Origin of the sequence: Motilimonas sp. E26 (genome assembly GCF_021278025.1) — a bacterium.
Lineage (GTDB): Bacteria > Pseudomonadota > Gammaproteobacteria > Enterobacterales > CBDFNC01 > Motilimonas.
The window spans coordinates 127,704-153,970 of record NZ_JAIBHJ010000005.1 but is presented as its reverse complement, the minus strand read 5'-3'; the positions used below and the strand labels follow the sequence as shown (position 1 = coordinate 153,970).

Annotated in this window: 21 protein-coding genes; 8 read left to right on the top strand and 13 right to left on the bottom strand. The window is 43.8% G+C overall.

All coding sequences use genetic code 11. From position 1 onward, the window contains the following. Positions 1-91: 91 nt before the first annotated feature. Positions 92-4,330 carry a VanZ family protein gene (locus K1M91_RS06480; RefSeq protein ID WP_232800760.1) on the bottom strand — a complete coding sequence of 1,413 codons (4,239 nt, stop codon included), beginning with the start codon at positions 4,328-4,330 and terminating at the stop codon, positions 92-94. Positions 4,331-4,743: 413 nt separating this feature from the next. Next, on the bottom strand, positions 4,744-4,953 hold the full coding sequence (locus K1M91_RS06475) for a cold-shock protein (protein ID WP_232800758.1): 210 nt from the start codon (positions 4,951-4,953) through the stop codon (positions 4,744-4,746). Positions 4,954-5,311: 358 nt separating this feature from the next. Between K1M91_RS06475 and K1M91_RS06470 the strand changes: the two genes are divergently transcribed. Next, complete coding sequence (locus tag K1M91_RS06470; RefSeq protein ID WP_232800756.1) at positions 5,312-5,893, top strand: HD domain-containing protein; 582 nt, start codon at positions 5,312-5,314, stop codon at positions 5,891-5,893. Between the two features lie 82 nt (positions 5,894-5,975). Here K1M91_RS06470 and K1M91_RS06465 read toward each other — a convergent pair whose 3' ends face one another. Next, entirely contained in the window at positions 5,976-10,541 is a 4,566-nt protein-coding gene (locus K1M91_RS06465; protein WP_232800753.1) for a biotin carboxylase N-terminal domain-containing protein, read from the bottom strand. A gap of 119 nt (positions 10,542-10,660) precedes the next feature. Between K1M91_RS06465 and K1M91_RS06460 the strand changes: the two genes are divergently transcribed. Continuing rightward, complete coding sequence (locus tag K1M91_RS06460) at positions 10,661-11,581, top strand: LysR family transcriptional regulator (protein WP_232800751.1); 921 nt, start codon at positions 10,661-10,663, stop codon at positions 11,579-11,581. A 9-nt stretch (positions 11,582-11,590) separates the two neighbouring features. On the opposite strand, the gene K1M91_RS06455 is transcribed toward K1M91_RS06460, so the two are convergent. The 3 genes from K1M91_RS06455 to K1M91_RS06445 all read right to left on the bottom strand — a co-directional run bounded on the left by K1M91_RS06455 (position 11,591) and on the right by K1M91_RS06445 (position 14,132). Next, entirely contained in the window at positions 11,591-12,367 is a 777-nt protein-coding gene (locus tag K1M91_RS06455; RefSeq protein WP_232800749.1) for a LytTR family DNA-binding domain-containing protein, read from the bottom strand. Further along, positions 12,357-13,421 carry a histidine kinase gene (locus K1M91_RS06450; RefSeq protein WP_232800747.1) on the bottom strand — a complete coding sequence of 355 codons (1,065 nt, stop codon included), beginning with the start codon at positions 13,419-13,421 and terminating at the stop codon, positions 12,357-12,359. The genes K1M91_RS06455 and K1M91_RS06450 overlap by 11 nt, the downstream gene beginning before the upstream one ends. A gap of 501 nt (positions 13,422-13,922) precedes the next feature. Further along, a complete protein-coding gene (locus tag K1M91_RS06445; protein ID WP_232800745.1) occupies positions 13,923-14,132 on the bottom strand; it encodes a hypothetical protein in 210 nt (69 codons plus the stop codon). A 123-nt stretch (positions 14,133-14,255) separates the two neighbouring features. Here K1M91_RS06445 and K1M91_RS06440 point away from each other — a divergent pair, with 123 nt between their 5' ends. The 3 genes from K1M91_RS06440 to rmuC are packed head-to-tail and all read left to right on the top strand — an operon-like array spanning position 14,256 to position 16,313. Then, the gene (locus K1M91_RS06440; RefSeq protein WP_232800743.1) at positions 14,256-14,702 is read left to right on the top strand and encodes a SirB2 family protein; all 447 of its coding nucleotides are present in this window, start codon (positions 14,256-14,258) and stop codon (positions 14,700-14,702) included. Then, a complete protein-coding gene (locus K1M91_RS06435; protein ID WP_232800741.1) occupies positions 14,692-14,925 on the top strand; it encodes a hypothetical protein in 234 nt (77 codons plus the stop codon). The genes K1M91_RS06440 and K1M91_RS06435 overlap by 11 nt, the downstream gene beginning before the upstream one ends. Beyond that, positions 14,925-16,313, top strand: a complete 1,389-nt coding sequence (gene rmuC / locus K1M91_RS06430; protein WP_232800739.1) for a DNA recombination protein RmuC — start codon at positions 14,925-14,927, stop codon at positions 16,311-16,313. The genes K1M91_RS06435 and rmuC overlap by 1 nt, the downstream gene beginning before the upstream one ends. A 186-nt stretch (positions 16,314-16,499) precedes the next feature. Here rmuC and K1M91_RS06425 read toward each other — a convergent pair whose 3' ends face one another. From K1M91_RS06425 to def, 7 genes are all read right to left on the bottom strand, one after another. Then, on the bottom strand, positions 16,500-16,691 hold the full coding sequence (locus tag K1M91_RS06425) for a hypothetical protein (RefSeq protein WP_232800737.1): 192 nt from the start codon (positions 16,689-16,691) through the stop codon (positions 16,500-16,502). 201 nt (positions 16,692-16,892) lie between these two features. Further along, positions 16,893-17,621 (bottom strand): glycerophosphodiester phosphodiesterase family protein, encoded by a 729-nt coding sequence (locus K1M91_RS06420; protein ID WP_232800736.1) that lies wholly within the window; start codon positions 17,619-17,621, stop codon positions 16,893-16,895. Position 17,622: 1 nt separating this feature from the next. Then, a complete protein-coding gene (locus tag K1M91_RS06415; protein WP_232800734.1) occupies positions 17,623-19,068 on the bottom strand; it encodes a TrkH family potassium uptake protein in 1,446 nt (481 codons plus the stop codon). 20 nt (positions 19,069-19,088) lie between these two features. After that, on the bottom strand, positions 19,089-20,465 hold the full coding sequence (trkA, locus tag K1M91_RS06410; RefSeq protein WP_232800732.1) for a Trk system potassium transporter TrkA: 1,377 nt from the start codon (positions 20,463-20,465) through the stop codon (positions 19,089-19,091). A gap of 59 nt (positions 20,466-20,524) precedes the next feature. Next, a complete protein-coding gene (gene rsmB / locus K1M91_RS06405; protein ID WP_232800730.1) occupies positions 20,525-21,862 on the bottom strand; it encodes a 16S rRNA (cytosine(967)-C(5))-methyltransferase RsmB in 1,338 nt (445 codons plus the stop codon). After that, positions 21,819-22,763 (bottom strand): methionyl-tRNA formyltransferase, encoded by a 945-nt coding sequence (gene fmt, locus K1M91_RS06400; protein ID WP_232800728.1) that lies wholly within the window; start codon positions 22,761-22,763, stop codon positions 21,819-21,821. The genes rsmB and fmt overlap by 44 nt, the downstream gene beginning before the upstream one ends. 101 nt (positions 22,764-22,864) lie before the next feature. Then, complete coding sequence (gene def, locus K1M91_RS06395) at positions 22,865-23,365, bottom strand: peptide deformylase (protein WP_232800726.1); 501 nt, start codon at positions 23,363-23,365, stop codon at positions 22,865-22,867. A 102-nt stretch (positions 23,366-23,467) separates the two neighbouring features. Here def and K1M91_RS06390 point away from each other — a divergent pair, with 102 nt between their 5' ends. The 3 genes from K1M91_RS06390 to K1M91_RS06380 are packed head-to-tail and all read left to right on the top strand — an operon-like array spanning position 23,468 to position 26,128. Next, the gene (locus K1M91_RS06390; RefSeq protein ID WP_232800724.1) at positions 23,468-24,559 is read left to right on the top strand and encodes a LysM domain-containing protein; all 1,092 of its coding nucleotides are present in this window, start codon (positions 23,468-23,470) and stop codon (positions 24,557-24,559) included. After that, positions 24,540-25,652: a DNA-processing protein DprA gene (gene dprA / locus K1M91_RS06385; protein WP_232800722.1), complete on the top strand. Its 1,113-nt coding sequence runs from the start codon at positions 24,540-24,542 to the stop codon at positions 25,650-25,652. The genes K1M91_RS06390 and dprA overlap by 20 nt, the downstream gene beginning before the upstream one ends. Before the next feature lie 2 nt (positions 25,653-25,654). Then, complete coding sequence (locus K1M91_RS06380; protein ID WP_232800720.1) at positions 25,655-26,128, top strand: DUF494 family protein; 474 nt, start codon at positions 25,655-25,657, stop codon at positions 26,126-26,128. Positions 26,129-26,267 lie beyond the last annotated feature (139 nt).

The window sequence follows — 26,267 nt, the reverse complement described above, 5'->3', positions numbered from 1 at the left end:
CTGATCCTTGCGCGAGGTGACGCAAACAAGTTCAACCACCAAGGTAAACAGCTCCAGATCATTGCTAGCTTTCATGGCGGCCGCTAGATCGCTATTTCTTTATGTGCCAAGTTTTCACCTGTTGCGCCTGTCGCTGTTTGAGCTCTATTTGTGTCGGTGTAATGATTAAACTGAGCTGGTAATTGAGTCGCGAGAGGGCGAGCTGATGGCGTCCCTGCTCGGTGAAAAAAGTGTGCTTTGTTATATTGGTTCGATTGGCTAGCTCGGGCTTGAGAACTACCAAAAATTCATCGTTAAGTTGCTGCTTTTCAGGGATTATCTCTAATCGCCATTGACCCGGCTCGGGTTTTGGTTGGCGTTGTTGGTTGATGATAGTGTTGATCTTTCCTGCTTCATCGTAGTTTTTTCCGTCGACATAAAAGTCAAATTCTGGGCCGCCTAAGGTAAGCACGTATGATTTTTGTGGTAGCAAGGGTGATACCCATAAGTTAGCCTCTTGCTGGCGTTCATATTGGGGATAATTTTGTACTAACCAGTCACCATTTTCTTGTTGGCGAGGAACTTGGCTGGTATGGAGTAACCAGCGTTTGGTAAATGCGCTGTGAGTGGCTAGCACCAGATCGTACACAATGGCACTGTCTAAAAATTTATCATAAATAAACAGCCGCTTGATGGACTCTACTCGACGCGTTCGGGCCGAAAATTCGCCTCGGCCGGACGCTAGATTGGTATAGGCAGGGGTCAGATCTGCGTAGACTAATACAAAATCATTGGTTTGGACTTGCTCTAGCACCTTAGCAGTATGATAAGTATCTCTTTGTTGCTGCCATTGCGCTAGGCTAACTGGCGCGGCGCTGCCCCAGCCAGAGCCAATACGCCTTTGCCCACCATCATTGGCTATTTCACGTTCGGCTTGGCCTGAGTTTTTTGCGGGCATCGGCTGGTTGTCTTTGGGATCGGTGATAGTCAGGGTGTTATGGGCAATGGTTTGATAGCTGTAGTTTAAATGGTGATCAGCGCCATAGCCGGGGCCGTAGAAGCCACTGTCGATAGCAAGAGGGCTACCTTTGTATAGGGTGAAGCTGCCTTGATCTAAATGTTGGTGTGACCAGTAGTTATCACCTGCACGAAAATTGACCATGGTGGCTTGATCATCGTCACTGCTACGCGCGATTAAATGCCCAATACCGTCAAACCATTTAGCCCAAGGCAGTGGCGCGGGTTGAGCGGCGGGGATCATCTCTCCAGCCAACGGTCCCCAAGGCCATGAGGTAGGAGCTAGGTCGCGATGACTGATCCTATCTAAGCTAGCTTGGTGGTTAAGCTCAAGTGCTAAGGCTAGTTGATCGGGTATGCCTCGGTTGAAAAAGCGGCCATCACCCCAGCGAATCTGACTATCATCTGGCCGAATACGATACAGTAGAAAATCGGCAAAGCCTCGGATGCTGGGGTCGTTGAAAAAATTGTCACCAGTTGCTTTGCGCCACATTGCAGGTAATTGATAGATGGCTTGGCCAATGCCTATTCCGACATATTCGGCACCTTCATGCCAGCCGCCATGTTGCCCCATAACCTGACGCCAAACTGGCAATACCTGCTCTAGCCAAGTGTAAGCCGTAAAATTCATCACCGCATCAAACTCTGGTGATTCTTGATAGCCAGCAATAGCGCAGGCCATAAGGGCTTGCAATGGGCTGTTATACAAATATACGTTATAGGGAGAGAGTTGTTCGGTGACAATATAATTTTGGGTAAATTGACAACCTTCCAGTAACTTAGCCCTTAACTCAATTAGTTGTTGCTGACTCCAACGGGTATAAAGCCAGTCATAAGCAAGGGCGAGGGGTTTTACTTGTACATTGCCGCGGCCACTAAATTTAAGTGCCATTAAGCTTTGATGCAGCTGCGCTAAATCCACTGATTCTGGGGTGAAATAAGCGAGCTGTACTTGGCTTTCTAACTTACCTCGCTGGCTAAGCCTTGCTAGGGAGCGTAAGTATTGGCCATCATTTTTCAACGCCACTATTTCTTCAACATTAGGTGAAGGTAGTCTAGGGCGCAGTGAATTAAATTTGTTAACGTCAAATTGATAGCTATTGGGTGCGGCTTGAGCTGGCGTTGTTATTTGGCTGAATTGATGAATGCTTAACATGGCGCCAACTAACAGTAAGCACAAAGAAAATACGGCGATGGGCCAATAAGGAACGTGAGCTTCCTGTTGGTTTTGAGTTAAGGCAACATAACGATTGCGCCAAAAATGAACAATAAAGATCCAGCTTATAGTGGCGATAATCGCATCGGTAATATCGGGATAGCGACCCGGCTGACCGACTTGCAGAGCCTCTAAGGCAATAAAAAGTAACGCTATCGCAATGGCACAAATCAGTTCTCGCTTAACAAACCAATTTGCATGGCGTTGCATGGCACAAAAAGCCAATGCAAATACTGGCCACACCACGTTGAACATAGTGGTGGCAAAGGCTAAGTTTTGTAATTGATAAAAGAAAGGTACCCAGTTAAATTCTTGTATCTCACCTGTACTGGGCATTAGCGCCTTGATGAGTAACCAAGCTAATACTATCCCTGCTATGACGGAATATTGCCGTTGACTGGTTTGCTGTTGTTGGCAAGCAAACAGCAGAATGAGGCTGGCACTGATGCTGCCGAGTACTAAATCCAAACTCAACCAGTGATACAAGATAAAGGGGTGCAATAAGGTTAGGGCTAAGGGGGTAAACCAAGCTAACCAGCGTTTTGGCGCTAATAAAATAGCCCGTAGTAATAACCCCATAATCAGGTGTTGTAGGAAAAAACTCACCAGTTTGAAAGCGCTAAAGTCGTATAAGTGAGGCGCGAACAAGGGCTTAATACTTTGCCATACACCGAACGGGCTGAGGTTTGGTTGCAGTGGGCTAAAGTAGCCAATGAGTATACAAACTAGACTTAGCATACCTAACAAACTACTCGGTCTATCAACTATATAATGCTGATACAGGCGGTTTATTTTTTCTAAGTAGTTGCTGTCTGGATGGTAGCGAGCGGCGATTAAACTGCCTAGCCCGCCACCTAAGGTGTTGAGTAATAAATCCAGCTGGGAAGTATTTCGTTCAGGTAAAAAATATTGTAAATATTCCAAGCTATAGCTGAGCAAAAATGCCCAGAGCAGCACCCATAAATGGCGCTTAATCACGGCGCCATAAAAGTGTTGATGCAGCATAAAACCAAAAGGTAAATAGATGATGCTGTTTACTAAAATATCGGTACTGCTTAGCCCTGCTGGTTGGCTGCTAAGCACTGACAACAAGTTTGGTAAGGGGATGCTCTGCCACTGGCTAAAAGGGTATAAGGTGCCGTAAGTGATTAGAATGGCGTATAAAGTTAATGGCCATGCACTAATGTGTAACGAGTGTGATGACGCTGATGCAGAGGATTTAGGTGTGAGTGAGATACTTTGCACACTGAGTTTGCGCAATTGTATCAGACCCATCATTAGCACTATGTAAGGAAGCAATGATAATAGGGTAATAAGTGCCATTGAAACCTGTTGTTGGCGATCAAAGCCCAGCATAAAGCTTAAAGCGGAGTATTGACTGCCGTACTTTTCTACTTGACTTGCGGTGCTGAGCCAGATTAAACCAAAGCTAAATAACCAAGCAATAAAATAAACCAAGATGCGTCGGCCTAAGCGATTAGGATGGCTAAGTAAATCTGCAGTGAAAAAGAGTATAAATAGTGCCGCGGTGATACCAATCAGGCCAAAAGGTGATTGTAATAGTTCGGTAATGTTGTCGGTAGCGGCAAAGGTAATAATAACTAAGTAACTAAAGCTGTAAATAAAAGGACAAAGGGCCAGCCAAAGCCATTTTAATGGGTTGTTTAATGTGGCCAATAACCAACTTAGCTGAATAAGCCAAAGCCAAGCAAAAAACCGCATCATTAACTCGGTTTCCCACGGCCACTGATAAATGGGGTTACCAAGAATATCAAATAAGCTTTCAGCTGCTACTTGGCTGCTTAAGATTAACCAGAGTAAGCAATGACTGATCAGTAAGTAGCCGAGCAAGGACGCAATCGAGATTGAAGCGCGTAATAAGCTAATCGGAAACACAAACACTAAGTAAAGGGTGGCAACTATCGCGAAACTTAAGCCGATAATATTAGATTGTGCAATGAGCTCGTTGAGGTTTTTTCCTACAGGGAGATAAGGCAGAAAAAACAGCAAAGCAATGAAAGCGGCAAACAGTGGTAGTAAGTGCAGGATCTGGTATTGAACCAGCGGCCAAAGTGGCGTTTTTAATTGAGCGTCAGCGGAATTGAGAGTCGGCTTCATTAAGCATCCTTGCACAACAAAAAAAACAGCGTTGTTACAAGTCTAGTCAGCCTAGGGCTAATGGTGTTGGAATTTTAAACGAGAGATATAGGAATATAAGTGGCACTAGTTGTTGTTAATGCCACCCATTGCTAATTATGCAGTTTGTTTCGTGGGCGTGTTAGATTGCGATTTTGTTGCATCGCTGTGCGATTGATAAAACCAAAAACGTTTTCTGCCAGTAGTTCTAGCCATAGTGTTATCCAAAATAAATGTGTAGCGTGTAGGGGATTATTGAGCGTTTATCGACGGAAGACTTAGATACAACGGAGGACGAAGGTAAGAAGTGTTCGGAGGTATAAATGAAAGCAATAAAAAGTGTTGGGTAAAATAATGCTGGCCGAAACCAGCATTTTTACTAAGTAAAGTTCTAATTAAAGACCAATTACGTTAGCAGCTTGAGGGCCTTTTTGACCTTGCTCTAGGTCAAAAGAAACTTTTTGACCTTCAGCTAAAGTTTTGAAACCTTCAGAAGCGATTGCGCGAAAATGTACGAATACGTCAGCGCCGCCGTTATCTTGAGTGATAAATCCGAAACCTTTATCTTCGTTGAACCATTTAACGATACCAGTAGTGTTAGACATGATGTCTCCTAACTTTTAAAAAATAATTTGCATAAAATGCGTTGTAGTAGCCAGAGAATAATTATTTATGTGTTGCGAAAAGTATGAAAGGAAAGACTTCATGACACTAACTGTAATACAGATGGAGCGAAGGTTTCTAAAGCATAAAATTACGATGTTACATATAAACAAAGGACTGTCTGACAGGCCGAGTGCGACAATAGCACAGTTAAACCTAAAGTAAACAAATATAATTTTATTAAACGAGATAAATTCCCTTTTATTTATCTAGAGTTATGCGATTTTTCCATATGTTATCATGGCGATGCTACTGTTTAGCGGCTGTGTTCGGGTGGTTAAAATATATTCAGGGGTGTAGATGATTCAGCAAATTGAACAAGTATTAAGTTTTATAATGGAAATTGAGAAGCTCAAAAATGTGCATCGTAAAACCAAGCCTGTAGGACTGACGCGATATGAAAACTCGGCCGAGCATAGCTGGCATGTGTGTTTATCGGCTCTGATGCTACAACAATATGCTAATGAGCCTGTGAATATAGACCGCGTGATTAAAATGCTGCTAATCCATGATTTAGGTGAAATTGATGCTGGCGATACTATTATTTATGCCAGTGAAACACCTGAAAATAAAGCCTTAGAGCTAGCGGGTATAAGGCGCATGATGGCGTTACTGCCTGAAGGCCAAGGTGAACAATATATCGAACTCTGGCGTGAATTTGAGGCTGGTGAAAGTAATGATGCAAAGTTTGCCAAAGCCATCGATCGCGTGCCGCCGCTATTACATAACTTACACGGCGAGGGTCATAGCTGGAGAGACAACAAGGTAACCAAGGAACAAGTGTTTAAAGTCAATAGTCGCATTGCCAAAGGCAGTGAACCCTTATGGCAAGTGCTTGAGGAGAAATTGCAAGGTGCCATAGACGATGGGCTGCTTAAGTAATCGCTTTGACCTGAGCGCATTCATCAGTAAACATAAAAAAGCACAGCCGAAGCTGTGCTTTTTATTTTCGATACCGAGTTAATTACTTAACTGGCTTGACGATATACAGTAGATCACCCGTCGATACTTGCTGACCACTGGTGTTCATAATACGCTCTATGCGGTATTTTTGATCAGCAGGATAAATCACTGCATCTTTACGGTTAAAGCCAGCCAAAGTGACTTTCGAGAACATCTTCATCGCTTCCATCAAACCTAGGGTTTGATTCACACTCACGAGATCACCCTCTTTAACAAAATCAGGCTCGCTTGGTGATGAAGCGGTATAGAAGATACCCGCACTTTGTGCTATTACTTTCAGCTCGTCTGAGCCTTCTACCTTAATTGAATCGGCGGTTGAAGCACCAGCAACAATTGCCGCCGCTTCCATTTCAGCGATTAAGGCATCTTGATCTAGCTCAGCCATTAACTTAGGTAAGTAGTTGGTATCGTAAACGCCTTGACGGAAGGTTTCATCTTTCAAGATGCGTTTAAGTAGTGGGATGTTTGTTGCAATCCCTTTGATCACCACTGAATCAAGATAAGCGTATAGCTTCTCAACCGTGTCTTCGCGATCTTTACCCTTGATGATAATTTGTGCGATCAAGCTGTCGTAATAAGGCGATACTTCTTTGCCTTCTGCGATCATTGCCATGATTTCAACATCATCGCGCTCAGGTAATACGCATTCAGTCACTAGGCCTGGGTTAGGCACTAGTTGCATGATACCGTTTGAGTCCATTGCCGCTTTTTCTGCGGTAACACGTACTTCGATAGCATAACCATTTGGTACTGGTTTCATGTCTTCAATGCTTTCGCCCGATGCGATTTGGTATTGGGCGGATACAATATCAACACCTGAAGTCGCTTCAGTGACAGGGTGCTCTACCTGTAGACGAGTATTCATTTCCATGAAGTAGACATCGTTTGCGTCTAAGTCGTAGATAAACTCAACGGTGCCCGCGCCAAAGTAATTTACCGCATCTGCAATCGCAGCGGTGTATTTGTAGACGCGATCTTCCAGATCTTTTGGCAGCATGGTTGAGGCTGACTCTTCCACCACTTTCTGGTTGTTGCGTTGTACCGAACAATCACGCAAGCCGAGAACACGGGTGTTACCAAATTTATCGCGCAGTAACTGGACTTCGATGTGGCGTAGTGAAGTCACGTATTTCTCTAGGTACAAGTCGCCGTTACCAAATGCCGCACGTGCTTCTGCGGTAATTTGATGGTATAGCTCGTACATATCTTCTGCTTGAGTCACGACTTGGATACCTTTACCACCACCGCCATTAACGGCTTTTAATAGTACTGGGTAACCAATTTTCTCAGCGATGTCTTCAGCTTGCTCGGCGCTACTTAGAATACCGTGTGAGCCTGGCACCACAGGTACATTATTGTCTTGCGCGGTTTTAATTGCGTTTGACTTGTTACCCATGGTTGACATGCTTTGTGTACTTGGACCAATAAAGTTGATGCCGTGATTCACACACATGCTGGCAAATTGTGGACTCTCAGATAGGAAGCCGATACCAGGGTGCAATGAGTCAACTTGTTCATGCTCTGCCACACGCAATACCGAGTAACCGTTTAAGTAACTTTCATCAGACGTGTTACCCCCTAAACAAACTAAGCGGTCGTTCGGGCGTAGCATATCAGCTGGTACAGAGGTCATGTCTGGATCTGAAGCAACTAAGACCACATCAATGTTGTTTTCTTGTGCTTTGCGAATTAGTTTTACTGCGGTACAGCCACGAGCATGGATCAAGGTGCGTTTGACTGGTTTCATTAACTCAACAGGATCGATTTGCTTCACTTCATTAAGCTCAGCATCCGGTTGTGGTACAAAGCCAGAAAGAGCACGGTTGACCACTTCTTCTATGGTATTGGTCGGCATTGGCATGGCCACGTCAATATCACGTAGTTTATGGTCCAAATCGTCTGAGAATGGGTTTTTAACCAAGCCAGCCATTGAGCCTGGTGTCACAGACAAGTAGTTCGATAGGGTTGCCGTTGATGGCAAGTACGCTGGCACTACCATTTGACCAGCAAATGGCATGTTAGTGCCAGACAAGTAGTAAGTTTGTGCTAATGGATGAGTTACAAAGCTAGCTTGTGCTCCACCAGTACAGTCACCATAACCAAACATGACGATAGGTAACTCGTTATCGCGCACAAAACGCGTGATACGATCGTTTACGACTGCCATTGAGAATAGTGCGGCCGCACCTTCTTTGGTTTGCATCCCGCCTGAACTGATAAATGCAATGACTGGCAGGTGTTGCTTAGCACATTCTACAAGTAGAGCACAGAATTTCTCGGCACTTGCCATGTCAAAGGCGCCGGCTTGGAAGGCGGTGTTTGATACGGCGATACCAACGCGCTGGTTTTTGCCTTCGCTTAGTTGGAAGTCTGCAAAACCGGTCACTAAACCACAAGGCTTAATGCCTTTATCGAGAGCATCTTCTACCGATAGACGAAAACCTGGGAAATCCAACATGTTTGCTGTGATTTGGTTGCCGTTAATCTCTTTAAAGTTGGTAAAGAACTTGGCGATGATTTGATCGTAGTTTTTGTTATTTTTACGTTTTTCATCGCGCAACAGGCCTTGAATTAACAAGTCTTGGTAACCCATGGTTAAGCGGTTCCAGAAGTCTTTACGACGACCGATACGCATTGGGTTAATAGCACCTTTGTAACTCGCTTTGTCTGTTTCAGTCTGATAGTACTCAGGCAATAGACGTTCGAAGAAGTAAGTGAGAATTACAAATAAACTGTCGTTTAGCTGTGGGAAACCAATGCTTTTCCACTGCTCTACTTTTGACAATAGATCGCCACGGTGTGACTGCGCAAGGAAGAACTTCAACCAGTGATTAAATGCGGCTTTTTGTTCAACCGGATCGCCTTTACCCACTTTTTCTAGCGCAGCTTCTAATGATTCGTTCATTAGTTTAGATACAGCGGTACGCGATAGCGCTTGGTTATCCATCGCTTCTTTCGCAATGCTGGCTAAGTTACCGATGGTGATATCGTAAAGTTGGTTGAAGATCAAAATGTTGCGACATTCTTGGATGAAGTCTTCACGTAACTCTTTATGCACAATAACATCAACGACAGTCAGCTCATTAAGATCAGGCCAGCCTTTGGTGATAGGGTTCGCTTTATCATCTTGCAAATAGCGAATTAGCGCACGGAAGTTATTTGTTGCACTTGATTTCCAACGGTTGTACAGCGACAAGCTTAAGTTAAACAGTAAGGCTTGTTTGGCTTTTTCAAAGTTTTCTTTTGGTTCACCAAGGATTAGCTTAGTTAGTACGTTACGCTCTGTGCCAATCTCTTCGCGCTTAGCGATGAAATTTTTCCAGTCTTTGCTAAGTTGGTCATCGTATTTAATGTTATCTGGCGCGTCTAACCAAGATGCGAAAACGCGTTTTTGGTCTTCTTTAATTCGCGCTTTTAAATCCCCTTCTGGCACTTCTAGTTTAGATAAACGGCCATATTGATCTTCAGGGATCGAATGAATACGCGAGCGTAAAGTAAGGTAACGCATGTAGCGGTAAGCTAAACCAAAGGCATTGTTATGTACCGTTGGGTTTTTCGCTAAATGGAATGAAGATGCATCTTCAACTGCTTGTAGGTGCTTCGACGGGTTTAAGTAACGCGTTAAACTGCGGTGGTAATGTTCGAGAATATCAGGGTATTTGCGAACAAACTCAATGGAAGCACTTTCAATCGAGTTGATTGATGAAACAATGGCTTTTTGCAAGTTACGCTGACGTTCATCTTCATCAACCGGTGAGAAGTCGATGATGCCATCAATACAACCATTGGTGTAAAGCTCTTCCGGAGACACACCAACGAATTTGGCACACTCTTGCCAAGATAGGTTGTATTTACGCGCAATGCTTTGTAAGCCTTTTGGTTGAATAGTATTGAAGATACCATCGCGAACCGATAATAGAATGTTAGCTGTTGCCAGTGGGATTGCGCCACCTGAGTAACCAACACCGATAATAATACCCACAGTTGGTACATCGACATTGGCACTTTCTGCAATCATTTGCGAAATGCTGTGGGCTTGATTGCCAGCATTCGCGGCTTCGCCAGCATCGGCTCCCGGTGTGTCAATTAAGTAAACAATGGGCAGTGCCATTTCTGAGTATTTACGAATGGCTTTGCTAGCAGCTTTGTGATGCTCTGGCATCCAAGCGCCGTTATTAGTGCTACGCTCTTGTGCAATTAAACCGACGCGGCGTGTGTAACCACCAAAGTCTAAGTCCATTTCAGCACAGTAAAATGGGCCCTTGCTGGTTTCACTGATGATTTTACCGTTGAAGCCAGAGATAACATCTTTCGCACTTGGGCGCTTGTTGTCTTCAGCTGGCTGCACTGTACGGGCAATGTAGGCATCAACATCCAATTTTTTGATGGCTTTTAGATTCGACTGAATTTTATCGTCAGCAATAAGCCCGTCTAGTTGGGCTACAACAGAAGGCAAGCTGTCGTCAGGAAACAGGGAGAAGTCTTTCGCTAAATGTTCGGCCTGGATAAATAAAGGGTCTGCGCCTTTGCTCATTTCCAGAAACGAGGATGTTGGTTTACCAGCCATACATTATCCTTATTTTTTCATATACGTATATAGGTGGCATAATCTACATCAAAGTTAAATGTGTTACTATGGTTTGCTATTAAACAGCATGTTCCAAATATGGAACAGCAAGGAAAAGTGTGACAGATCTGAATGGTATGGCAATTTTTGCCAAGGTAGTTGAAGCAAAAGGGTATTCTCAAGCGTCGCGCTTAACGGGATTACCTAAGTCGACTATTAGCCGAAAAATTTCTCAATTAGAAGAAACGTTAGGTGTTCGGTTGTTGCAGCGTAACACGCGCGGTTTGAGTCTTACTCATGTTGGTGCGCTTTATTATCAGCATTGCGCCAATATTGTCCAAGAGATGGAAGAAGCCTTAGCTACGATAGAAAATACTCATCAAGATATCAGTGGCATGTTGCGCATCGCACTGCCGGTGTCGTTTCATCAAGATGCCATTGCGACCTTATGCAGTGGCTTTTTGCGCAAATACCCCAAAGTTGATTTAGATATTCAGTTTATTGATGCGGAAGTAAGCCTAATTGGTGAGGGTTATGATATCGCTATCAAATATGGTCCGTTAGATGCGTCTGACTTAATTGCTCGGTTATTAGTTGAACGGCAGCCAGTGTTAGTGGCCAGTGCCAAATATTTGAAAGCCCATGGCGCTCCTGCGACACCCACAGAGTTAGCCAGCCATCAAGGGCTGCTATTAGGAACGCCACGCTCATCGGCGATTTGGCCAATCGGCGTTGGCGCAGAAAAAACCATGGTGCAGTTTGAACGTAAAGTGCGAGTAAACAGTAATACAGTGTTGAAGCAAATGACAAAAGCGGGCGTGGGTATTGCAATGCTAACAGAATCCGTTTGCCATGAAGAACTGCAATCTGGCGAACTGCGCAGAGTGTTGGCTGATTATCCATTAGAGCCAATTAAAGTTTACGGTGTTTATTCAAGTCGGCGCCAGCTGGCGAATAAGATCACCAGCTTTTTAGACTTCTTCAGCCAACATTTCAGCAATCATGAGTCATTGCAGCCATTAATGCGTAGCGTGCGTTAGAGCAACAAATCACATTTGTTTAAATAAGGTTTGGAAGCTACGACTGACAGCAACAGGACGCTTCACGTTGTTTAGATGTACCACCATCTTACCTGTAATATCTTTATTAACATGCTTGATGGCCGATACATTAACGATACTGCTGCGATGCACTTGCCAGAAGTTTTGCGGGTCCAGCTGTTGAGCTAAATCCTTGATTGGGGTGCGAATGACAAACTCACCTTCATGGGTAATGGCAGTAGTGTATTTGTCCTCGGCATGGAAGCAAAGCACATCGGCAATGGCGATGATGTGAATATTATCTTTACGACTTGCCTTAAGCCACTCAAGATAATTGCCGTTTGGGTTACTTAACTTTGCAATCAGTTTGTTAAGGTTCTCTTTTTCAGGCTCGGGGTCGTTTTGCTTTGACTGCAAGCGCAATTTGACTTTTTCAATTGAACGAACCAGACGATCTTCCGAGATGGGCTTGAGTAGGTAATCAACCGCTTCATGCTCAAATGCTTCTACAGCATACTGATCATAAGCCGTAGTGAACACGATCAAAGGTGAATTTGGTTGTTGGCTTAATCTGCGCGCGACTTCGATGCCATCTATTCCCGGCATACGAATATCGAGAAAAATAATATCAGGGTTGAGTTCTTCGACCATTTCGAGGGCTTTGTTGCCGTCACCAGCACTGCCAACAATGCTCAGCTCTGGCCAATTATCCCCAAGTAGTTTATCAAGGTAAATACGAAGTAGTGGCTCATCATCAACAATTAATGCAGTGATTTCATTGTGCATAAGGTATTTCCATTTCTAATTTAAACCCACCTTGCGAAAGCTCTTGAAAATGTAACGCACTATTGCCATCGAATAGGCTTAATAGTCGTTGTTTAGTGTTATGGATACTCAGCCCAGATAAACGCTCACATCGACCTGCTGCGCCATTATCGCTAATAATTACTTTCAACTTGTGGAGCTGATTGTTTTCACACAGACCTGTTATTTCTATATCAATTGTACCGCCTTCTAAGGCGGGTTCAATGCCGTAAATAATAGCATTTTCGATCCAAGGCTGTAGTAGTAGCGGTGGAATGAGCAACTCGTCATCCAGTTTTGGATTAACCGCGATATGGTAGTCTAACCGTTCGCCTAGGCGAATTTTATGAATAGATAGATAAGCACTGATAAAGTTAAGCTCATCTTTGAGGCTAACTAATTTTTTTCGTGACCCAGTGAGACTTTGTCTGAGTAATTTTGTGAGCAAATTAAGTAGTTCGAGGGCTTTATCGGGATCGGATGGGATCACTGCTTGCAAATTGGCCAAGGTATTAAACAAAAAGTGCGGCTCTACTTGGCTTTGTAGTAGCTGAAGCTGACTGAGGATCAGTTCTTTTTCATGTTGTGACTTATCTAACTGGGCTTGTTTCAGTTGCTCTTTAATTTTAAATGAAGACTCTCTGGCATAAAAATACCAAGCTATGACCAAGCTAAATAGTGTGGCGGCGATGAAGACTTTGATGCTAGCAAAGATAGCAATGTTTAGACCGTCGCTATAGGCGAGATGATGGACCCAAAATCCTATGATGATGCCAAAAGGTAAACAGAGTAACCAAGGAAGTGCTATTCGACTGATCCGCAAACCGTTCCCTTTACGTGATGGTAACCAAAACAACGGAATAATGACTATTAGTCCCACGGCATTGGAAATTAGCAAACTGGTCCAAATAGGAGTTGAGATAACGTTAAAAATAGAACCAGAGAGTCCAATCAATGAGAATATAAGCATGGCAAGCCCTGTTCTTTGCAACAGTAGCTTTAAGCTGGCAGCAGATGTATGAGAAAATTGTGACATAGCTTAAGTTGCCCTGAATCAATGCTTACTGATGATTTGTTATCATGATGTTATTTCGTAAAACTATCTTAAAAAAAAGCCATCACTAGTATGGGCCTTAACTAGTGATGGCATATGCCTATTAAGTCACTCAACGCATGCAGGGAGCTTCGTAATTAAGAGTGTGTAGGCGCACAAAGTTTGTTTTAGACAGTTTTCAAAAAAACTAAGATTAATATATAGCAAATGATTTGGCTGACTATGCCAATGCGACAGAAAGTAAAGCTACTCAGATAGTTGGTAACTGATGCAGATAAATGGAAATAGATAACTTTATTGTTTAGACCCTGAATAAAGGTCATAAAAAAGCCATAAAGCAATAGAGGCGGCGGCTATCCAAGGTCCGATATTGAGCAATAGGTGAAGTGCATTAGCAAAGTAAAACCCTGCAGGCATAAGCGTAAATAAAAATAGACACAAAACGACAAAGCTTTTCATCTTATTTACGTTCTATATAGAGGGCTACTTATTGATTTGTTTTACATCTTCGTGAATTTCTTGGGCGTTCCAAACGAATTCTAAAAGATATTCTTCTGACCATTCCTGACGTGGAAAATGGATTTCTACATAGTTATCTTCAAACTTGTATAGAGATGCACCGATTTTTGTATCACTGCAAATCCACAGTAAAATAAAGGCGACAAGTGGGTAAACGAACAATACCTTAAACATAATTCTTCCTTGAGAATTTCCTATAGCAACCGGACGTGTGTATTCTACCTGAGCATGGCCACAAAAACATTGGATAAAATATATTTTCCAGTTAAATCACGGCAATAAATCAAATGGGGAAACGTGGATGGAGTGTCGCAGGCTTCGCCTAGCTGGAGTGTTAAGTTAGCAATCATGGATTATGTATATGTTAAACAATGGCATCAATTTTTAGCCGTTTTTAGTCTGTTACTGTTTTGGCTGCGCGTGATATTGCGGCTGACTCACCGTAAATGGTTGCAGTCTAAGTGGCTAAGGGTCCTTCCTCATGTTAACGATTCCTTACTATTGGTGGCTGGGATATGGATGTGCTATTTACTTACTTCATGGCCTTGGCAGTTACCATGGTTGCAGGTAAAGCTAGCGGCTTTACTGGCATACATCGGCGTTGCGAGCTATTGCTTAAAAGTGACCAGTTCCAGAGCGGCTTGTTTACTGGCTGCAGCTGGTGCGACTGGAATTTATATCTACATAGCCGGGGTTGCTATATCAAAATCTGTCTACTCTTGGTGGGAGCTTTATGGACATTGAATATCGTTTACCCGTGTTAAGGGTCATTTGGAAGTTACTTATTCTGGCTGCATTTCCATTATTAGTTTGGGGCTATTTAAAAGGGACGGGCTTAAGTTTTGTTCAGCTGGATGCAGGGACAAATATTCACAAGATGATTATATTTGCGTTGTATTTTGTACTGATCCTCGTTTGGTGGTGGCTTAACCCCAAAGTGCTGCGCTTATTAAGCCGGAGACGATAATGGTTTTAGAGTCACATATTTTTTACCCGTTGCTCACGCTGGTTATCTCAGGGTTAATCGGTTTTATTGTGGTCATAGTGTTAAATCAGCGCCATCAACAGGCTTGTACCCAACTAAGTACTGAAAACGCTCTTTTGGCGCAACGTTTAGAAGATATCGGTAACGATAAATCAGAGTTGCAATTAGCTCTTAAAGAGCTGCAAGTTAAAAATGATTTACAACAAGAACATATTACCAAGCTGACAACACGTTATCGTGAGGCGCAGGTGCAGTTACATAACGAGCGCCAGCGAGGTGAAGAGCGGCTTGCTCAACAAGCGTTATCGGAGCAAAAGTTAACCGAGCAATTTGAACGTTTATCGCAGCGTATTTATGCCGAAGAAACGGCGAAGTTTAAATCATTAAATAGAGACAGCTTGGAGCTGTTGCTTAACCCTTTACAGCAGCAATTGGCTGGTTTTAAATCTCAAGTAACCGAAACCTACAATAACGAAGCCAAAGAACGCTTTAGCCTAAAAGTTGAAGTGGAGAAATTGGCTAACCTTAACCAGCGCATGGTCGAAGAAGCTGCCAACTTAACGCAGGCATTAAAAGGGGACAACAAACAGCAAGGTAACTGGGGCGAAGTTATCTTACAACGTATTTTAGAAGACTCAGGTTTGCGAGAAGGCCATGAGTACCATGTGCAACAAAGTTTAAAAAATGAATATGGGCGTCGCTATCAACCTGATGTCATTGTCCATTTGCCAAAAGGTAAAGATATAGTCGTGGACTCGAAAGTCTCCTTAACGGCTTATGAACGCTTTTTTAATGCCGATTCAGAAATAGCTAAGAAGCAGGCATTGAGCGAACATGTACAATCGGTACGGTCACATATCAAGGGGCTTGGGCAAAAGGATTATCATAAGCTTAAAGGGGTCAGGACATTAGATTATGTGCTGTTATTTATTGCCGTTGAACCCGCTTTTTTACTGGCTGTGCAAGAAGACCCGAGTTTAGTTAAAACGGCATTAGACAATAATATTTTGCTCGCCAGTCCGGCTAATCTAATGATCGCGCTGCGCACCATAGAGAACCTTTGGCGTTACCAAAGGCAAGAGGACAACTCTCAGCTCATTGCGCAAAAAGCCGGTAAGCTATATGAAAAACTTAGGCTATTCAGTGAAGATTTACTTGAAGTTGGGGCATCTATTGATAAGGCGCAAGTTTCTTATCAGCGTTCGTTTAAGCGTTTTTCTCAAGGGCGAGGAAATGTCGTGCAACAAGCGGAGCAGTTAAAGAGTCTAGGCGCTGAAGTTAATAAATCGCTACCTTCTCAGTTACTTGCTGAGGCGGGGGAGGAAGGTGTAATGGCAGCAAGAACGCCATTATTTAAGGTGTCTGAATAAGCCGGTTTTGACGTAGTTAACCCAGGTGCTTGATGAGCAAAACAGTACATTTTTCTGCAAAAACGCGGTAAATATATCCCTCTAAGCTTTGCGGTAAAATATACGGTATCCGCTCGTAATTGGCTTAAGTAAAACTGAGGCTAGTTATGCTTAAGGGCGGCACAAACGGAACCAAAGTGTAGCCGCTTATTCACGCTCTAGTGATTGTAATGCTTCTAGTTTAGCTTGCAGTGGTAGCTCGGGTGCTGGTGTGCGTACTATGTCGATAGGAGATTTTGTCCCCCCCAGTAGTTGCGAGACTAGAAAGCACTGCCCATAAAGCAAACTTACAGGATTAAATAGGACGATAAGAGAGCCAATTATTAATATTTGTTTCATTATTTATTATCTTTTTTAAGCTAGTACAGCATATTACTTCACTGAACTTATAACATAGTTTGGCCTAATAAGCCTTTTTTCATGTCATATTATTACATCTAGGGCGTGGCTTGCCGTTTAATGATGTTTTGTTTTCTATAGCAAAGTAAGCAATGTCGATCATGGCTACGACTCTAACTAAGCTTAGTTAGCAGCTTGGTGTTATTGACTAAAAATAAGCGGATTGTCGGTGAAAATACTTGTGGCGCCCATTTGCCATAATCGCTGCGCTTGTTTTTTGTTATTTACTGTGTAGCACAGCAACGGGTAGCCTGCTGCAGTGATCGCCTTTGCTTGTACCTCGTTAATTAAATCGCTATCACAATGTAAACTCACGGCATTAAGGCGTTGCATAATGCCAAGCCAGCCCGAGGGAACGTCTTCAAATAATACGCCTATAGCCACATCAGGGCGCAGTGCCTTTAGTTCTGCCAAGGTGTCATGACAAAAGCTACTAATGACTAGGCTGTGGCTAAATTCCACTTGGCTTAATGCGTGGCAAACCGCTTGAGCCATGTGTTTGGGAGATTGTTGATAGGTTTTGATTTCCAGGTTTAGATTTAAACCTAAGCGATCAATGTAAATCAGCGCTTGGCTCAGGCTTGGCAGCTGCTCTCCTTGAAAACTAGCTGCAAACCAGTTGCCAACGTCTAACTGTTGTAATTGCTTAAAATTGAAGTCTGTTAAGGCGCCATTGCCGTTGCTACATCGGTCCAATGTGTCATCGTGCATGATGACACATTCACCTGATCCGCATAGCGTTGTGTCAATTTCAATCCAAGTTAAACCCAACTCAGCAGCGCGTTCAAACCCAGCGAAGGTGTTTTCTGGCGCTAGCTCTTTCACTCCCCGGTGTCCAATTAAAGGGGGAAAAGTGATGTTATTGCTCATACTAGCCTCGCCAAAATGCGGGAAAAAATAATACGGTAACCGTCAAAATCTCGAGCCTTCCCATCAACATAGCGACACTAAGTGCCCACTTTGAGCCATCAGGTAAACTAGCGAAGTTGCCTGATGGTCCAATCAGTTCACCTAAGCCTGGGCCAACATTAGACACAGCAGTGATAGCCCCCGTTAAAGAGACGACAACGTCAGAGCCAAAAGCGGCCAATATTGCGGCCGTGACCAAGATAGTGATGAAATAGGATAGGATGAATGCGACTAACGAGCGAATAATAGCGTCATTAACGCGGCGTTTATTATAGTTTTGTGGGAATACGCCGCGTGGATGTAGTAGCTGTTGAGTTTGTTTTTTTAGTAGTGTGGCGGCAATTTGGAAGCGGAATATTTTAATGCCACCAGAAGTTGAACCAGAGCAAGCACCGGCAAACATCAAGAAGAAAAAGATAAGTGTAGAAAAGTTCCCCCAGGCGCTGAAATCTGACAAACCAAAGCCAGTGGTCGTGATCACTGAGATAACGTTAAATAAACTAATTCGCACCGCGTCTGCAAATGTGAATGTGTTATGCCACCACAGAAATAACGTAATTAATACGGTGCTAACGAGCACTAGCTTAACAAAGCCAAGTATTTGAGCATCGCGATAAATGTGCTTGGTACTGCGTTTTTTAAAGGCATGGATGAGCAATAAAAAAGGTAAGCCGCCCAAGAACATAAATAAGCTGGCATTCCAGTGTGCAGCAGGACTGAAATGTGACATAGAGCTGTCAGATGTGGAGTAACCGCCAGTGGAGAGGGTGGTCATCGCGTGATTAATTGCTTCAAACTGGGTCATACCAGAGGCAAGGTAACCGAAGTAACAACAAATAGTGAGTACGAGATAAACCTGTAATATTTGCCATGCCAGTTGCTGCGTTTTGGGGGTGCTTTTATCGGACCATTCGGACGACTCGGTTTGGAATAAACGCATCCCCCCCACGTTTAAAAAGGGCAAAATTGCCACGCCCATTACAATAAATCCAATACCGCCAAGCCATTGTAGAATTGAGCGCCAGATTAGTACGCTATGAGGCATGGTATCTAGACCACTAAGAACAGTACTGCCAGTGGTTGTGATCCCAGACATGGTTTCAAAATAGGCATCGGTATAGCTTATGTGTTCAATCAGCATAAAGGGCAGTGCAGCAAATGCGCTACCTACCACCCACACTAAGGTGGTGAGCAAAAACATTTCCCGTACACCTAAACGAAAGTGTTGTACGCGGCCGAAATGAAGCAGTAAGAATGAGGCGGTATGGCCTAACACTATGGAGAGGAAAAATTCTTGCGTGCCGATGCCTGCGGTAAATAACGCCAGCAGCATAGGGATATACATAAACAAGGCAAGCTTAGATAATATCAATCCAGTGATAAAAAAAAGCGGCTTATAGTTTAGCATCTTGCTAGCTCTTTATTGGCTTAGAGGAAGAATGGACTAGGCTGGAATAGGCGTTCCACCTCAGGAATAAATTTCTTATTCACTAAAAACATCACCACGTGATCATCTTGCTCTATCTCGGTGTTGTCATGGGCAATCAACACTTCGTCACCGCGTACTATCGCGCCAATGGTTGTCCCAGGTGGCAGTTTGAGTTCACTGAGTTTTCGACCCACCACTTTCGAGGTGATTTTATCACCATGGGCGATAGCCTCAATCGCTTCTGCTGCGCCGCGGCGTAATGAATAAACGTTGGCTAAGTCAGCTTTTCGAACATGGGTGAGTAGAGCTGAGATGGTGGCTTGTTGCGGCGATATGGCAATATCAATTGGGCCACCTTGAACTAAGTCAACATAGGCGCCACGCTGGATTAATACCATCACTTTTTTCGCGCCAAGCTGTTTGGCGAGCATGGCCGACATAATATTGGCTTCATCATCGTTGGTCACGGCAATAAATACGTCGGTTTGGTCTATGTGCTCTTCTGTTAATAATTCATGATCGGAGGCATCACCACAAAATACGATGGTGTTATCCAATAATTCAGATAAGCGTTCGGCACGTTTATGGTTTCGCTCAATCAGCTTAACGCTATAGCTTTTTTCGAGAGCTTTCGCTAAGCCCGCACCGATATTACCGCCGCCAACAATCATAATGCGCAAATAAGGGCGCTCTAGTTTTTGCAGCTCACTCATTACGGCTCGAATATGGGCACTTGCCGCAACAAAAAACACTTCATCGTCCGCCTCGATAATAGTGGTGCCTTGCGGGCGAATGGCGTTACCTTGACGAAAGATCGCCGCTACGCGGGTTTCGATGTTGGGCATGTGTTGTTTAAGAGCAGCCAGCGCATTACCCACTAAAGGCCCGCCATAATAGGCTTTTAGACCCACCAAACCAACTTTTCCTTCGGCAAAGTCCACCACTTGCAGTGCGCCTGGATAGTCAATTAAGCGTTTAATATAGTCTGTGACTAATTGCTCGGGCGCGATTAAGTGATCGATGGGAACGTTTTCATTATTAAATAAGCGATCTTTTTCGCGTAGGAGCGCGGCTGAGCGGATCCGAGCGATTTTGTTTGGGGTATTAAATAGGGTATAAGCAATCTGACAGGCAACCATATTGGTTTCGTCGCTGTTGGTCACCGCGACTAACATATCGGCATCTTCTGCACCTGCTTCTCGTAACACATGAGGGTGAGCGGCATGGCCTTGCACTACGCGAAGATCAAATTTATCTTGTAAATCTCTCAGGTTTTCTTCATTTTGGTCAACGATGGTAATGTCATTGTTTTCGCCAACTAAGTTTTCAGCTAGTGTTCCACCTACTTGACCGGCACCGAGAATAATAATCTTCATTACTGACCCTTTAAACGGCCCATCGGGCCGGTTCAACGAATAACTAAGCTTTAAGCAATCTAGGCTTTACGCAACTTAGCATAATAAAACCCATCCATGTGTTCTTGCCCCGGCAAAATCTGCCAACCCGGATTTTCTGGGGTGTCGTCAGGATTGATGGGTAGCAGTATAGCGTCTTTATTTTCGGCTAAAAAGCCTTTGATTTGTTGTGTGTTTTCATCGGCTAAAATTGAGCAAGTGGCATAAAGCAAGGTTCCACCTGATTTAAGTAGTGCCCAGTTGGCTTTTAATATGGCTTTTTGTAGCTGCACTAGCTCGGCAATGTCCGAATCACGCCGTAACCACTTAATATCAGGATGACGCCTTATCACCCCCGTTGCACTACACGGAGCGTCAAGTAAAATACGATCGAATAGCTGTTCATCCCACCAAGTCTCCGGCAGGCTGGCATCACCATGGATCAAGCTTGCATTTAACCCGATGCGATCCAAATTATCTTGTACGCGCAGTAGGCGTTTTTGATCAAAGTCGATTGCTGTCATGGCTTGCAGATCGGGCTGATTTTCTAAAATGTGCGCCGTCTTGCCGCCTGGTGCGGCACAGGCATCTAAGATCCGCTCACCCGGCTGAGCATCAAGTAACAAGGCGGCCATTTGCGCGGCAGCGTCTTGTACCGAGCTCGCACCTTGGTCAAAACCAGTGAGTTTGCTGACATCAACGGGTTTATCTAAGCGCAGCGCTTGGCTTGAGATAGTCGAGGTTTTACTGGTAATGTCGCTTTCTGCTAATAAAGTTTGGTATTGCTCGGGTGAGTAATGACGACGGTTAACCCTTAGCCACATTGGTGCACGCTCATTACCCGCTTCAAGAATGGCTTGATAATTACTTGGGTAATTAGCCTGTAAGCGTTTTACAATCCAGCTTGGGTAGCAGTAAGTTAGTGTAATGTTATTTTCTACTTGTGCTATTAAGCTTTCTTCTTGACGCTGAAAATTGCGTAATACTGCGTTTATTAAACCTTTAAGGGCTGGAGCTTTGAGCTCTTTTACCCCGTTGACTGTGTCGGCGACTGCGGCATGAGCGGGAATTCGGGTATAAAGCAGTTGATAAATTCCCACTAGAACTAAGTAATGCAATGGCCGCTTTTTACCGGTTAACGGCTTGTCCATCAGACTTTTGCAGAAAAAATCTAATCGGGGAAGCCAGCGTAATACGCCGTAGCAAAGCTCTTGTAACAAAGCTTTATCTCTTGCCGCAACATTTTGCTGCGCTAGAGGTAGAGCATTACTCAGTGATTCCCCACGCTCTACTACATTGTTTAATACTTGAGCTGCTGCCGCTCTGACATTTTGATTAGCCAAGTTGACGCCCCACTGTGAACCAGTCTTGTTTTGCATTTAATACGTCTTGTACCGCCATGGCTTTTTTCCCTGGAATCTGTATCTGTTGTAAGTTCAAAATACCGTCACCCGTGGCGACTTGTATGCCATGTTTATCAGCAGAAATAATCGTACCTGCGGCAACATTAGCGTTTTGCTTGATAACAGTGGCTTGCCAAACTTTAATATTTTGGCCGTCAAGCTGAAAATACGAACATGGCCAAGGATTAAACGCTCGCACGCAACGCTCTATAAATTCAGCGCTGTCTTGCCAGTTGATTAATGCTTCTTCTTTGGACAGTTTCTTCGCGTAGTTAGCTAAAGCATCGTCTTGCGGCTGCGCTTGTGCTGTTTGATTAGCAATCGCTGCAACAGTATCTAGTAATGCATTCGGTCCTAACTCTGCGAGCTTGTCATACATACTTGCGCTAGTATCGCCGGCAAGGATGGGTAACTCGCTCTTACTAAGCATAGCGCCTGTGTCTAAGCCTTCGTCCATCTGCATAATGGTTACGCCGGTAGTGGCATCGCCAGCCCAAATGGCACGTTGAATCGGCGCCGCGCCGCGCCAGCGAGGTAGTAGCGAGCCATGTACATTAATACAGCCCATTTTTGGGGTGTTTAGTACCGCTAATGGCAGAAGTAAGCCATAAGCAACCACTATCATTAAATCAGCATTGAGGGACGCTAGCTCCGCTTTCGCTTCTTCAGACTTAAAGTTTTCAGGTTGAAACACAGGTAGATTGTGTTCAACAGCGAGGCTTTTGACGGCGCTGGGAGTGAGTTTTTTTCCGCGCCCCGCGGGTCTATCCGGTTGCGTGTAAACACCAACAATATTGCAATCTGCTTGGATCAAGGCGGCTAAATGGCGTGCGGCAAAATCAGGGGTGCCGGCAAAAACAATATTAAGTGATTTCAAGGCATTTCCATCTTAGTAAATTGGCAGGTCAAACTGCACCGCAACCTTTCAGCTAGCTGACGGGGCGGCGACAGTGAATATCATAGTGACAGCAAGGTTGATTAGCCTCGGCGCATCGCTTTTTCGATTTTGCTTCTGATGCGTTGACGCTTTAGTGGCGACAAGTAATCAATAAACAATTTGCCATTGAGGTGATCTATTTCATGCTGAATACAAACAGCCAGTAGTTCATCTGCTTCAAATTCGATGGTTTCACCATCAACATTTAAAGCGCGAACTTTGATGTGATCCGCTCGTTGAACATCTGCGCGGGTGTCTGGCACCGAAAGGCAACCTTCTTCCATAGTCTCAATCCCTGATGTTTCGATGATTTCAGGATTGATTAGCACTAAGCGTTCATTGCGTTCTTCTGACACATCAATCACTACAATGCGTTGATGTATATTAACTTGGGTTGCGGCAAGGCCGATGCCTTCCTCCTCGTACATAGTGTCAAACATATCCTCAACAATTTGTTTTATTTGAGGTGTGACCTGTGCAACAGGTTTCGCAACTGTTCTTAGACGTTCGTCTGGAAAATGTAATACTTCGAGCAAAGCCATGTTATTATCTTGATACAACTATAAATGTGATTATATGGATTGTTTCAATTCTAGACACTTCTTCGACGAATTGACAGACTAAATGCCTACACAGGGAGAGTTATGAAATTTAAACAAGCTGCGGCAGTCTTATTTGGGGCTTTGCTGTCGTTTTCCGTCACGGCCGATACTTTAAAATTAAAGGAAGGTCATCCCGATAGCTATATCGTCAAAAAAGGCGATACCCTGTGGGACATTTCAGCCTATTTCTTAGATTCGCCATGGCTGTGGCCAAGATTGTGGCAAACCAACCCTCAGGTTAAAAATCCACATTTAATCTATCCTGGCGATAAATTATACCTAACTTGGGTGGATGGTCAGCCTCAACTGGGGCGTAAACGTCTTAAAAAAATGTCGCCTAAACCGCGTATTGATGAAAAACGTTCGGCGGTGCCGACCATTCCACTGAACATTATTGAACCTTTCTTAACTAAAGATCACATTATCGATGAGAGCTTGCTGAAAGATGCGCCGCGAGTGATGGGGCAAAACAGTAAAAGTACCCGTATCATGAAAGGCGATATTTTTTACGGAGAAGGGCAGTATGATGCCAATGTTCACTACGGTATATATCGTGTCGGTGCAACTTACACAGATAAAACTACCAAAGAAGTATTAGGTTCTAAATTAAGTTATATTGCATCGGCTCAAGTTAGTCAGTCTAAAGATGTGACTACTACCGAGCGTGTTACGCCGATGTTAGTAACGAAGAGCGATACTGAAGCCAAGTTGGGTGACATTATACTGCCGATTCCTGAATACGATGTGCTGCCGGCATTTTTTATCCCAAGCTCTACACCGAAAGATATGCGTGGTTACATTGTTGATTCGTTATCTGAAAGAACAGCACTTAGTCGTGGCGATATTGTGGTGATTAATCAAGGTCGCCGTGAACAAATTGAACCAGGTGCTATCTTTAGTATTAAGCGCCCTGGAGCGCAGATAGTTGAGCGCGGTGAAAAGGTTGTTTATAAAGAAGATGCAAATACTTTTGAAAAAATATTTCTCTCTGGTGACGACAGTTTAACACTACCAGAAGAGACTATTGGCATGATGATGGTGTTTAAAGTATATGAAAAATCGAGTCTTGCGATTATTGTTCGTGGTAGAGAATTAGTTGGTCAGCACTTTGATATTGAAGGAGTCGACTTCTAATCCTGCTTACACTCGGCTCTGGTTGGCACTTCAAGCCACGCCAGGGCTGGGTAATGCCAAAGCCCTCAAAATAGTTGCTCACTGTGGTATTGAGCAACTTTTTCAACTCAGTATCTTAGCGCTCCAGCCTTTCAATTTAAATCCTATTCAAGTTAACAGTATTCTCCATCCTGATTGGCGTGCTATTGATGCAACCATTGCTTGGGCAAGCGAGAACAAGTGCGCCATTATTTGTTATGGTGATGAAACATACCCAGCTATTTTGAGAGAAATTGCTAGCCCGCCTTTAGTGTTGTTTGCCCAAGGTAATTTGGCTTTATTGGCGCAACCTCAAATAGCGGTTATCGGCAGTCGTAATGCAACTTATTATGGCCGAGATAAGGCGACCGAGTTCGCACAGCAATTAAGTCAGGTAGGATTAGTTATTACTAGTGGCTTAGCGTTAGGGGTGGACACTTGTGCCCATCAAGGGGCATTGCAGGGCAGTGGTGAAACTATTGCTGTATTAGGCTCTGGGCTGGGTAACATTTATCCAAAACGCAACCTTGGCTTAGCCCAAAAGATTAAAGAGCAGGGGTTATTGTTATCAGAGTTTTTACCCAAGACTCCCCCTCTTGCAAAAAACTTTCCACGACGTAACCGAATTATCTCTGGTTTGTCTCTTGGCACGTTAGTGATTGAAGCATCGATTAAAAGTGGTTCGTTGATCACCGCAAAGTATGCGCTAGAGCAAAACAGAGAGGTATTTGCGCTACCTGGATCGGTGGATAATGTTCAAGCCTGCGGCTGTCATTGGCTAATTAAACAAGGCGCTAAACTTGTCACTGAGCTGGCCGATATAATAGATGAGCTACAATTAATAGTAAGCCCACCGCCAGTTCAGCTGGCTTTACTAGAGGAGAAAAACACGGGAAATACGTTGCCATTTCCAAGATTGTTGGATAGTGTAGGTTTTGAAGCCACCTCGATTGACTTGGTGGTGGAACGTAGCGGAGAGCCTGTGCAACAAGTACAAAGTCAACTGCTGGAATTGGAACTCGAGGGTTGGATTGCACAAGTGCCCGAAGGATATGTCAGACTGAGGAGGGATTAATTATGTTCGACATCCTCATGTACCTTTTTGAAACATATATACACAGTGATGCTGAATTATTAGTGGATCAGGAGGAACTTACCGAAGAATTAACCCGTGCGGGTTTTCATCAAGAAGAGATATACAAGGCATTGGATTGGCTAGAAAAATTAGCTGACTTGCAAAACAATGACGAAAATCCATATCTTTGTCGTGATGTACAAAACTCAATTCGTATTTACACTCAGGAAGAGATGACTCGCCTTGATACTCAATGCCGAGGATTCTTATTATATTTGGAACAGATAAAACTCCTAAATTCTGTAACCAGAGAGATGGTTATTGATAGAGTGATGGAGTTAGATAACAACGAATTTGATCTTGAAGATCTTAAGTGGGTTGTACTGATGGTGCTATTTAATGTGCCTGGCAGTGAAAACGCTTATCAACAAATGGAAGACTTGTTGTTCGATGTTAATGAAGGTCCTTTACATTAATTAACTTCCGGGTGTAGAGGAAAGGTCAGCCTTTCCCTTACCCGTCCCAGCTTGCTCTCCTCCGCTAGGATCTAATTGCACTATCTCAAAAAATTGACTGCCAGAGTTAATCTTAGTTTGTTAGAATCTGCATGTTTTT